Annotated in this window: 7 protein-coding genes; 1 reads left to right on the top strand and 6 read right to left on the bottom strand. The window is 58.7% G+C overall.

The genetic code is table 11. The features are described from left to right. Positions 1-112: 112 nt before the first annotated feature. Positions 113-2,914, bottom strand: a complete 2,802-nt coding sequence (locus DT070_RS16850; protein ID WP_164483772.1) for a LamG-like jellyroll fold domain-containing protein — start codon at positions 2,912-2,914, stop codon at positions 113-115. Between the two features lie 361 nt (positions 2,915-3,275). On the opposite strand from DT070_RS16850, the gene DT070_RS21690 reads away from it, so the two are divergent. Then, positions 3,276-3,404, top strand: a complete 129-nt coding sequence (locus DT070_RS21690; protein ID WP_255416841.1) for a hypothetical protein — start codon at positions 3,276-3,278, stop codon at positions 3,402-3,404. Between the two features lie 187 nt (positions 3,405-3,591). Here the strand turns inward: DT070_RS21690 and DT070_RS21800 are convergent, their stop codons facing one another. The 5 genes from DT070_RS21800 to DT070_RS21625 are packed head-to-tail and all read right to left on the bottom strand — an operon-like array spanning position 3,592 to position 11,713. Then, positions 3,592-3,828, bottom strand: a complete 237-nt coding sequence (locus DT070_RS21800; protein WP_122956433.1) for an RHS repeat domain-containing protein — start codon at positions 3,826-3,828, stop codon at positions 3,592-3,594. A gap of 38 nt (positions 3,829-3,866) precedes the next feature. Then, positions 3,867-4,130, bottom strand: coding sequence for a hypothetical protein (locus tag DT070_RS21415; RefSeq protein ID WP_153976345.1), 264 nt, complete (start codon positions 4,128-4,130; stop codon positions 3,867-3,869). A gap of 7 nt (positions 4,131-4,137) precedes the next feature. Next, positions 4,138-6,741, bottom strand: coding sequence for an Ig-like domain repeat protein (locus tag DT070_RS16840; RefSeq protein ID WP_122956432.1), 2,604 nt, complete (start codon positions 6,739-6,741; stop codon positions 4,138-4,140). Positions 6,742-6,776: 35 nt separating this feature from the next. After that, positions 6,777-10,034, bottom strand: a complete 3,258-nt coding sequence (locus tag DT070_RS16835; protein ID WP_122956431.1) for a LamG-like jellyroll fold domain-containing protein — start codon at positions 10,032-10,034, stop codon at positions 6,777-6,779. After that, on the bottom strand, positions 10,031-11,713 hold the full coding sequence (locus DT070_RS21625) for a LamG domain-containing protein (protein ID WP_228778464.1): 1,683 nt from the start codon (positions 11,711-11,713) through the stop codon (positions 10,031-10,033). The genes DT070_RS16835 and DT070_RS21625 overlap by 4 nt, the downstream gene beginning before the upstream one ends. Positions 11,714-11,805: the final 92 nt, after the last annotated feature.

Below are 11,805 nucleotides of genomic sequence, written 5' to 3'. Positions count from 1 at the left end.
GAAGATTCCCATGGTGTGTGCACCTTTGCGAAACGGCACCAATGCGGCCGAATTCCCACATATGGAGTGAACCTCTCGCGGCCTCCTCCCGCCTGGATGGTGGTTGTGGTAATCAATTGCTCGCTCCCGTAACTTGTTGGATCCGGTTCAGTGCGTCATAGACGCGGGTGATGTTTCTTTGCAGGGTGCCCGAAGGATCCCTGACTTGCTCTCCGGTCTTGTTGGCCATGGCGTCCAGTACGTAGGTCACGGCATTGCCTTTGGCATCCGTCACGCCGGTCAGGCGATGCGCCGCGTCGTAGCTATAACTCAGGGCGGTGCTGTCCGGAAGAAGCACTCCCGTCAATTGACCTGCGTTGTCGTAGGTGTATGTGGTCGTTCTGGCGGTACCTCCTGGAGGTGTGACCGTCGTGCTGCTGACCCAGCCTCTTGGCGTGTACGTCGTGTCTGTGACTACGCCTTTCGGGTCAACCATCTGCTTCACGCGCCCTGCTCTGTCGTACAAGGTGAACTGGGTGACATGGCTGGCCGCGTTGGTGACGGTCTGCAGGTCGCCCGTGGTGTGCCCCACGGCGCTGGGGTCTACCGGTGGCGTCGCTGTATTGGGAAAAGCTTCGCTCGGCGGCGTGAAATTCGCGCTATACCTTGCGATGCCCTTGGTGAAACGAAAGTCATCAAGATAGCCGTTCACATACGCCGGAGTTTCGTTGTTGTAGCGTCCCACAGAGACCATCCACCCGCTGGCCGGCACATTGGCCGCAAAGTTTGCGTTGCCTGAGCCTTGCAATACACCATTGAGGTACAGCGAAAGAACCCCGCTCTTTCTCACCAAGGCGACGTGGTACCAGCTATTCACCGCAAGAGCGCCGGTGGATAGAACATTGGTGTACTGGCTGGCGTTGTAGACAAAGGCAACCAGCTTGCCTGTTGAGCCTACGTGCTGGATACCCAGGCTCAGGCCGGAAGCGCTGTAGTTGGTCGGGTTACCGACAGTGAAGAGAGCCTGGCTACTGCCTGTCGCCGCGCCGGGGTAGTACCAGGTCTCGACGGTGAAGTCGCCAAGCCCAATATCAAAGCTCGCATTGGCGGGCGTTGACAGATGGCCTGCCGCGCCATTGAAGTAAATGGCGGAACCGCCGAACTTGCTCTGCGCCGTGCTGATGGTGGCTGTACCAATGGCAGAGAGGGTTTTGGGGCTCGGACTGCTGTCGGTGAAGGTGGTACTCCCGTTGGCGCCGTCTGCATGCAGGAGCAGACTGACCGACGCCAAGTTCGGGTCAAACGGCTGAGTGCTTGGGAAGCTTGTATCACCATAATAGGTATAGGTTGTCGAGCGATTGAGCGGATCCGTGCTGGTCAGGGTTCGTCCTTGCGCGTCATATGTGAAGCGCGAGACGCGCTGCGCCACGCCGGTGTCAATCACGGCTGCCAGGCCCAGGTGGCCGTCGGCATCTGTGGTGGCCTGCACGACCTGCTTACACACCACAGGCAAGGCTTTACCGTTGGGCAAAGCTGGCGCGCTAGTGCAGTTGGCCAAGATGTTGCTGTTGAAAGGATCCGGCTGGCCGTGGTAGACCGTGGTCGTGATTTGCAAAGGCTGGTTCATTTTGACGGGCAGGCGCCAATCCGCATGCCAGCCGGTTTCCGTCTTGCGGCTTCCGGCCGGCAGGGTTGAACTACCGGGAAGGACACCCGGGCAGACCACCGTGTTGGCCAAGCCCTCGACCCGCGCGGTCTCGCGGTTGCTGCTGTCGTAGGCGTAGCAGCTGCGCTGGCCGTTGAAGTCGTCGGTGGAAGTCAGGTTGCCGCTGGTGTCGAAGATGGCGGCATTGTTGGCCGCTCCGTAGCCGGAGCCCGCGGGCTGCGAGAAGCCCGTCGGCATCGGGTAGCCCAGCACGTTGCTGCTGCTGGCGTTGGTAATTTCCCCGTTGGGCCGGGTGAGCTGTACGCCGGCCGGGGCCTGCCACTCATGGGTTCGGGTGGTGAGCTGCGTGCCGGAGTCGTAAGCCTGCGTCAAGGTGACTTGCGGTGGTGTGGTGTAGCTCACCGAATATTTGTTGGCACCGCCGGCGTGTTCGGTCGAAAGCGCACGCCCGGCCGAGTCGTAGGTAAAGGTCGAATAACGGATGCCCCGCTCGTCGACCACGCCTGTCAGAGCCCAGGGCAAGGAGCTGTTCTCATACACAAACTGACGGACTTTGGTGTCGGGCCAAGTCAACTGCGTCAGGCTGCCGTTGGCATCAAAGCCTGTGCTGATCGTGCGTCCTGCAAAGTCCGTCGCGCTGGAGATCATCCCGTCCGTGGCGGCCACCCCACCGGCCGGCAGGGTATAGGCAAAGCTCAGGCTGCGGCCGTTGTTGTCGGTGACTGTCTGCAGGTAACCGGCCGCAGGCGCTGCAGCGCCTGCCATAGCGCTGTAGCTGAAGGTGAGCGTGTTGCCAGCCGCGTCGGCCCAGCTGGTGAGCTGGCCTGCCATGTTGTAGGTCTCGATGGTGCGCGACTTGGCATCCATATAACGATAGCCACCGGTAATAGCCGTGAAGGTGCCGTTCACATCGGCATCGGCGATGTAAGCCGTCCCTGAATAACGGAAGCTGACCGTTTGGCCGTTGCCGCGGTACAAAGTCGCCCCAAAACCGCCAGTGCCCATGATCAGATTGCGGTGCAAGCTGCTCTCCCACAAGCCTCCGAGCGCAGGCATGGTGCCAAAGGTCTTGGCCGTCTTTCCTGCCGCAATTGCAGCTGCCTGTTTCGCGCTACTGTAGGTGAAGACCAGTGGTTGTCCGCCCACGCTCATGCCGGTAACGACGGGCTCCACCTTGCCGCCAACCAGGGGATAGATGGGGTTGCCCTCACACCACGGGCAGCTGGAAGCCTTGGTAGACCGAAAGATGTCGACCACCGTGCCGCCCACGCCTCCCGGGGTGCAGATCTTATGAGAGACGTCCTCTATGAAGCCGGCCCTGCAGGTGCATGTGGCGGGGTTGCTGTTAGGGTCTGCGCCGTCGGGACATATGTAGCCAGGTGCCCCCTCCGGCGTCAAGGAGGCTGCGCCGATGTTGGGGCTAAATTGATTCGTATCGTTGGTGTATCCATACAGATTGCATATCGGGTTGTAGGCCGTCGCGTTTACCACTTCAATGCCTAGCGAGTGATATTGCGGGTATGCAGGAATTCTGTTCGCCAGAAGCGCAGCACAAGCTGCATTGATTGAAGGAAACAACACCCCCACAACGTAGTAGTGCATGCGGTACCCATAACAAACCGGAACGCCCGTGCAAGAACCTATGGATGGCGTCAACGAGGAGGGAACCGTGGCACTGGAAGATGCCGGCATACCGGCCCAGAACATGCACAGAACAACACTCACGCAGCGAAGTGATTTGTTCCGGCTCAGCATGTGATTGCCCTGCCGATGCAGGCCTGCCTTGATGAAGGCTCTTACAGGCGCGTTCACATGCTTGAACGGCCACAGTCGAGTTGCCCGCACCGCACTCGATGCAAGCCATTGAAACAAGCTCATGGATCCCTCTCTGATTGTTAAATTTCGTCGAAATCCGACCCAGTCAGAGCCGTAGTTTTGATCTAGGCCTAACCCACGCCGTCTCTACCGTTGGTTTCATAAGTAGCTACGCTGTTGAATTTCAGAGGAAACTGACCCAGTGGGTCAAGCTTTAGCGCAACACAACACAGAGGATTCCCCTTCGCATAAATGAATCCATTAGGGCCGTCAGCCAGTCCAGTAGGATCGAACTGCATATACCTTCCGCAACGTGGGCAGTACTCGCGATGCCAGTTCTGGAACAGCCCACTCTCCGCGTCAAACACCTGTAGTCACCCCAGAGCTATTCAGCTCGCACGCGTACTCAGTCAAGCTTCGAATTGCAATTCCCGCATTCGGTGGCACAAAAGCTTCTGAAAATATCGACCACAGAACTCCCTATGGGAGGCGCCAATGGACTCCCGCATTGAGCACACCTAACGGTCTTGAGGCGCCAACTCCAAAACAGAACATTGACGAAGAAGGCGATAACAAAGGCGGCGTTGATCCATAAGGACAGATAAATCAGCAGGAAGCTGGAGAGCAGGAAGCCACCCAGGCTCAATCGGTATTTGAGGAAAGAGGACATGGTTTCTTCACTTTCTGTGGCTTACGAGGCGGTCAATCATTCTGTCAATGGCCTCCTGCATGCTCCAGGCGGCAGTGTCGGAATAAGTCATCGATCCCCCGAGCTTGGAACCCAACCCTACCGTCACCCCAACCAGTTTAGTCTTACCCTGGACATCTATCGTCGTCATCGCCGTCCCGCAGGCCAATGGCGCAGAAACATTGATGTTCTTGGTAATCCCTCGTATTGTGTTTACGTCCCCGTTAATGGCTCCAACCTGCCCAGACACACCCGGCGATTGCACACCTACTGATATGCCGCCTTGCGTGTAGAACCCAAAATCCAATCGGCCGTTGTACGTTCCCACGAACACACCGACATTTCCTTCACCGCCGATACCGGGTACATAGGACCCACCAAGTTGCCCCACGAAGCTGCCAGCCAATCCTGATGGGTCAACCATGACGACAGGATTCCCATCAACATAAGCATACGTGTTGATGCCCCCGCGCAGGCCAATAGGATCAGACTGCATATATCGCCCTATGCGCGGGTTGTACTCCCGGTTCCAGTTCTGGAAGAGCCCACTCTCAGCATCAAACACCTGGCCAGGCAGGCGCTGGTTAAAGTTGAACGTTCCCGAGCCACTCGGGTTCTGGTCCGGCGCCGTCGCACCAAAGACCTCAGCCGTATCCCACCTCCACACCACCGCTTCATCCAATTGCCGCGTGATGATTCGGGGCGCACCGATCTGATCCGTCGAGACGTTGTATAGGCCAATGGCAATGTTGCCACCCGCTGCTGTACCCGTCTGCTTGATCACCCCAACCGGTAAACCCAGGTAGATGGTTTCATACAGCGGCGTTCCATTGACGTCGTATTCACCGAGCAGCTTGCCTGACTCGTCATAAACGTAGTACGTAGCGCCCGTTGGCACCAGCGCCGTGGGGCCGGTCTTGGCAACCCGCAACTCCAAGGCGTTGTAACTGTAGCTAACCGTGCCGCCCGCATTGATCATCGTGGCCAGCCTGCCACGGTCAGTGTAGGTATAAGTGTTGGTGCCATCACTCGTGATGTTGCCCGCCGCATCGTGTTGGATGGTCGCCGTACCACCCGCATCCTGCGTCTGGGTCAGCTTGTTGCTGGTTGCCGAGATGGTGTTTGGATAGCTGGTTCCGCTCACTGCCTTGGCCGTGCGGTTGCCAGTGGCGTCGTAGCTGTATTGAATGGCCGTGCCGTTTTGGGTGGCGCTGATGAGGCGGTTCAGGTTGTCATAGCCAAAGCTTTGGTCCAGCGCGGGTACGGCTGTGCCATTGCTGATATGCGTATAGCCAGTGATGCGCCCTGCACTGTCACGGGTGACGGTGCGGCGGATGCCTGCTGCTGATCCAGTACCCGTTGAATCGCCCAGGTTGTACGCCGCTATTTCGCCATTGCCGTCATACGCAATGGCCTGCGTCTTGGCGCTGGCCCAGGTCCAGCCGGTAAGCTTGCTTTCAGCGTTCTGGGTGATGGCGCTGATCATCGGCAGGCTGGTTCCGGTATTGGTGCCCACGCCATTCGCATTGGGTGGGTTGACCGTGATTCCGGATACATCGCCATAGGCGTTGTAGCTGTAGTTGATCTTTGTTCCGCTCGGGTAGGTGATCGCGGTCAGCTTGTCCAGCGCTGTACCCGTGTCGCCCCAGGTGTAGCCGACCGTGAAGGTCTTGGCTCCTGTGGTCTGGGTCTTGCCCGTTTTGCGACCCATGCTGTCATAGGTGTAGACGGCCTGGCCACTGGCATCTGTGATCTTGGTGAGCTCACCCACTGCAGCAGGCGTAGGGGTGCTACCGCCATCGTATTCAATCAGGGTATCTGTGCCTGTGGGGTACTGGACACGCTTCAGGCGGTCCAGGTTGTCGTAGGCGTACTGGGTGAGTTTGCCTCTGGCGTCGGTCTTGGTCAGTACGTTGCCGTTGGCGTCGTAGGTGTACTGGCTCGCTCCCGTATCAGGACTGGTTTGTGCGGTGACGTCACCCAGGCCGTTGGGGGTGTAGCTGGTGTTCAGGCTGCGCGGGTCGGTGACCTGGGTCAGGCTGTCGTTGGCGTTGTAGGCAAAGCTGGTGGTGGTCGGGGTGGCGCTGCCGGTGTTGGCCGGCTGCTGGGTCTGGATGGGACGACCAAGGCGGTCGTAGTAGGTGTAGCTGGCCAGGCCATTGGGGTCCAGTACGGTGGTGGGCCTGCCCATGGCGTCGTAGCCGAATTGCCAAGTCAATGTGCCTGTGTTGATGACCACAGTGACACCGGCTGATGTTGACGGATCGTTATTGGCGTCGCCTGCGTACTCAGCGGTCAGCGTGTGGCTGCCCAGAGCTAAAGCGCTGCTGTTCAAAGTGGCAACGCCGGCCGTGACAGCACCGCTGCCCACTGTCGTTGCGCCATCCTTGAAAGTGACAGTGCCGGTGGGGCTGGCCCCTGTGACGGTCGCCGTCAGCGTGATGCTTTGACCCACCGGGGCGGTGCCGGCGCTGCTGGAAAGCGCTGTGGTCGTCGGGGTAGCGGCAATTGCCATGGCCGGGGCCATGATGATGAGCAGCGCCAGGCGGCTTAGCCACGCGGTGAAGGCTCTGATGGGGCTGGGACTGCTCATCCTGGCTCCTCCTTGAGTGATATTCGTTGTGGTATTCAATTGCTCGCTCCCGTAACTTGTTGGACCCGGTTCAGTGCGTCATAGACGCGGGTGATGTTTATTTGCAGGTTGCCCGACGGGTCTTTGACCTGCTCGCCTGTCTTGTTGCCCATGTTGTCTAGCGTGTAGAGAACGGAGTTCCCTTTAGCGTCAGCCACACCCGTCAAGCGGTGTGCTGCGTCATAGCTGTAGCTCATGGTTGTTGTGTCCGGCAGCGTGACGCCTGTCAGCTGGCCTGCGTGGTCGTAGGTGTAGGTCGCGGTTCGGGCGACTCCGCCCGGCGGCGTCACCGTCACGCTGCTGATCCAGCCTCGAGGGGTGTAGCTGGTATCGGTCACAACTCCTTTGGGGTCGACCATCTGGCGCACTCGCCCCGCTCTGTCGTACTGCGTGAACTGCGTGACGTGACCGCCTGCGTTTGTGATCGACTGCAGATCGCCAACCGTGTGGCCGACGGCATTTGGGTCAACAACCGGCCCAGCATTCGGAAACGCCGTCGTTGGAGGGGTGAAGTTGGCCGAGTACCGGGCCACGCCTTTGGTAATGCGCACGTCATCGATGTACCCGTTGAACGTCTGTGCGGCCGCCCCTGATGCAAGGTATCCAACGAGCAAAGCCTTTCCGCCGCTATACATGGGTGCCGCCGCCGCGGACCATTCTTGCGCACCATCCAAAAAACCTTTGAAGATTGATCCACTCTTGACAACGGCGAGATGGTGCCATGCGTTAAGCGTAATGGTGGTTGTCCCCGTGTAGACGGTGCCGGTCGGAGAGACTCCATTTCCATTCCCAAGGAATGCAGTCATTTTTCCTGCAGGTGAAATTCCCACTTGGTACTGCGAATAACTTGTTCCGGAAACCCCGTCTTTGTCTACTACCGCTTGAGTTCCAGCTGTTAGAGCGGTCACGTACACCCATGCCTCAATTGTGAAATCCGCCGAAGTAAGGTTGAAGTTATCGTGGTTCGCGCTACTCAGGTAGTCGCCTGCACCATCAAAAGCCATTGATGTCCCACCGAATTTCCCTTGCACCGTGCTGACCTTGGCATTGCCTCCAACTGTCACGGGCTTGACCACCGGGCTGCTGTCTGTGATGACGGTAGAGTTATTGATCCCATCTCCATGCAGCAGAAGGCTCACCGAATCAAAAGTCGCATCGGAAATGCCCAAAGGATCGGAGAAGTCCGTTGAATTGCTGTAGTAGGCATAGCTTGCGACACGGTTCAGCGGATCGGTGCTGGTGAGTACTCGCCCCATGGCGTCATAGGTAAAGCTTGAAACGCGCTGCGTGACACCGGCATCCAGCGTGGCGGCCAGCCCAATATGGCCGTCGGCATCTGTAGTGACTTGCTCGACTTGCTTGCACAACACCGCAATAGGTTTACCGTCTGGCATTGTTGCAGCGACTGGCGCGCAGCTGGCCAAAGCGTTGCTGTTGAACGGATCAGGCTGGCCGTTGTAGATACTGGTAGTAAGACTCAAGGGCTGCGCGGCTTTAGTAGCCAAGCTCCAGTCGGGGTGGTACTGCGTGTTCACCTTGCGGCTGCCTGCCGGCAAGCTGGCGTTGGTAGCTAGCACGCTGGCGCAGTCCACGGTATTGGCCAGGCCGTCCACGGTAGTGATGGGCTGGTTCTTGCTGTTGTAGGCGTAGCAGCTCCGTTTTTGGGTGAAATCGTCTTTGCTGGCAATGTTGCCGTTCGCGTCGTAGGCCATGCTGCTGGTTGCCGCCGCGCAGCCCGAGCCAGCAGGCTGGCTCATGGTGGTCAGGGCGGGCATGCCAAACTGGTCTTGCACGCCCATGTCGGCTGTGCTGCCGGTGGGGGTAGTAAGCACAGGGCTGGCGGGCATTTGCCAGCTACGGGCTCGGCTTAGAACGTTGGTGGCGGCGTCGTAACTGTCCACGACCGAGACTGAAGGGGCTTGGCCGTAGCTCACGCTGTAGCGATTGACGCCGCCGGTGTATTCGGTGGAGATGGCTCGCCCTGCGCCGTCGTAGCCGAAGGTGGAGTAGCGGCTGTTGTTCTCGTCTTTGACGCCGGTCAAGGCCCAGGGGAAGCTGGTGTTCTCGTACAGAAACTGACGCACCTTGCTGTCTTGCCAAGTCAAGGTGGCCAAGTTACCGGCACTGTCATAGGCCGCGCTTACGGTGCTTCCGGTGGGGTCGGTAATCTGGGTGATGCGTCGGTCGCCGTTGGCGGCGTTGGCATAGCTGAACCGGAGGACCTTGCCATCGCCGCTCTGGATGGCTGTGAGGTCATCGGCTACGTAGGTGAAGCTCAGAGTTTGCCCGTGAGAGGTGGCCAGGCTGGTGAGCTGGCCGGTGCTGTTGTACAGCTCCTGGATCCCTCCCACGATGTCGGTAAAGCGGTAGCCCCCAGTCACAGCCACCAGGGTTTCGTTGCGGTTGGCGGCGGCGCTAAAGACGCCTGCGCCATTCCCGGTGAAGCTCAGCAGGCGGCCGTCGCCGCGCGACAGAACGGCAGTCTGGAGAGTGGGCGAGATATTGAGCTTGCGGTGCAGGTTGGTGAACCACAATTCGCCAAAGGCAGGCAGATGGTTGTATGCGGAAGAGATGGAGCCAGGGGTTTTGGATGCGGTGTCGTACGTGAGGCTCAGAGCCAGGTTGCCTATCTCAATCCCTGTCGCCACTTGCTCGACCTTGCTGCCTGTTAGTGGATAGATCGGGTTGCCAACCTTTGGAAATTTGCAATCCAGAGGCGGCTTAGTCGCGTCGATCTCTTTGAGTTTCGCGCAGAAGTTCTGCCCCTCTGGCTGGACATAACCTTCCTCTAGCTTGCAAGTGCAGTTCGTTCCAGAAAGCTTGCTTTTGTTGTCGGGGCAGCTATACGAAGGCGGCACAATTCCGATATCAACAGTTCGAACAGCGACACCTAGACCAGTAAGTGCCTGCCCTCCTGAGTACTGAACCAAGACTTCGCAATGCCCATAGGTATCTAAAACCCTAGTAACGGCAAGTATTGTCTCTCCCGGTCCAGTCCTGCCATAAACCCCGACAAATGTTTGGCAGGCTTCTAACTGATTACGAAACCACACCCCCAAAAAACTCGTCGAGTACTCGCGTACATAACAGGGCGCCACCACTGTACAGCCAGGGCTCGTCTGCGCCGCAGGGAATGCGGCGTGTGCAGGTGTCGATGCCATGCAAAGCCAGATTGCAAAAGTTAGAGGCAATAAACAGAACAAGATAGCGTGTATCGTGCTTAACGTGAGACGATAGATGAAAGCCGTATTCAATTAATCGCTCCAATAATTTGCTGAACCCGGTTCAGGGCGTCATAAACGCGGGTGATGTTTCTTTGCAGCTTGCTCGAGGGGTCTTTGACTTGCTCGCCCGTCCGGTTGCCCATCGCATCAAGCGTGTAAGTGACTGAGTTGCCTTTGGCGTCAGTCACACCCGTCAGCCGGTGTGCAGCGTCGTAGCTGTAGCTCATGGTTGTGGTATCGGGTAAAACAACTCCCGCCAATTGACCGGCGTTGTCGTAGGTGTAGCTCGTGGTCCGGGCAACTCCGCCTGGCGGCGTCACCGTCACACTGCTGATCCAGCCTCTTGGCGTGTACACGGTGTCCGTGACTACGCCTTTGGGGTCAACTATCTGACGCACGCGCCCTGCCCTGTCGTACAGCGTGAAGTGGGTGACGTGGCCCGCCGCATTCGTCAGGCTTTGCAGATCGCCTGCTGTATGACCAAGGGCGTTGGGGTCTATTGGCGGCACCGCTGTGTCAGGAAACGCTTCAGCTGGCGGAGTGAAATTGGCGCTATACCTTGCAACACCCTTGGTGAAACGGAAGTCGTCAAGAAATCCGTTGACGTACCGAGGAGATTCATTGGAATAACGTCCCACAGACAGCATCCAGCCCGTGCTTGACGCGTTGGCGGCAAAGTTTGCGTTGACTGAGCCTTGCGATACCCCATTGAGGTACAGGGAAAGAACGCCGTTCTTTCGCACGAAGGCGATATGGTGCCAGCTATTGACCGCCAGAGCGCCCGCAGATTCAACGCTGGTGTACTGGGTGGCGCCATAGATGAAGGCAGTCAACTTGCCTGAGGTTCCCAGGTGATGGATGCCCAGGCTCAGCCCGGCAGCAGTGTAGTTGGCGGGATTGCCAATGGTGAAGAGGGCCTGGTGGTTCGTCGTCGCGGCGTTGGCGTAGTACCAGGTCTCGACGGTGAAGTCCCCGAGTCCAACATCGAAGCTCGTACCGGAGGATGTTGACAAGTACCCCGCCGCGCCATTCAAAGCAATCGCCGAGCCGCCAAACCTGCTCTGCGCCGTGCTTGTGACGGCGTTGCCACCCCTTGTGATGGTTTTGGGAACCAGGCTGCTATCGGTGAACGATATGCCTCCATTGGCGCCATCTGCGTGCAAAAGCAAGCTGACCGATGCCATGTTCGGATCAAACGATCCAGGCGCCGGAGTACCCGGGAAGCTGGTGTCGTTGTAATAACCATAGGTACTTGCCACGGCACCACTGGGTGGTGTGACAGTCGCGATCTGTCCTTGAGCGTTGTAGGTCCAGGTGTCGGTACGGGTCACATTGGTGGCGGTGTCGGTCAGGCTCCGGGTCAACATCCTGCCTGCGTTGTCATAGGTGTAGGCGGTGGTTTTCCCGGCCTCAGTGACCAGCACAGGCAGCCTGTAGGTGGCATGCCACTGGGTTGTGGTCGTTTGCACTTCGGGCAAGGCGGCGGCTCTGGTAACTGTCAAGGGCAGCCGCCGGTTGATGTCCCAGGTGTACATGGTGTTGATGCCCAGAAAGTCGGTCTCCTGCGTCACAAAGCCATGGGTGTCTTGCACCCGGCTGGCTGCCGAGACGTTTCCGGTGCCGCCAGGCTTGTCGGCACCGGTGACGGCAAGTTGGCCCTTGGCGGTGCCGTAGGTGTAGGTGCGCTGCGTGCCCAGGGGGTCGGTCACGGTAGCCGCGCCTGTGCCGTAGCTGATGGTGTGCAGATCGGCCCCCCCCTGCGTGCTGGGTGCTGATGCCGCGGCCCTGACCGTCGTAAGCA

The sequence above is a fragment of the Polaromonas sp. SP1 genome, assembly GCF_003711205.1.
GTDB lineage: Bacteria > Pseudomonadota > Gammaproteobacteria > Burkholderiales > Burkholderiaceae_C > Polaromonas.
This window is presented reverse-complemented; position numbering and strand designations above follow the sequence as displayed.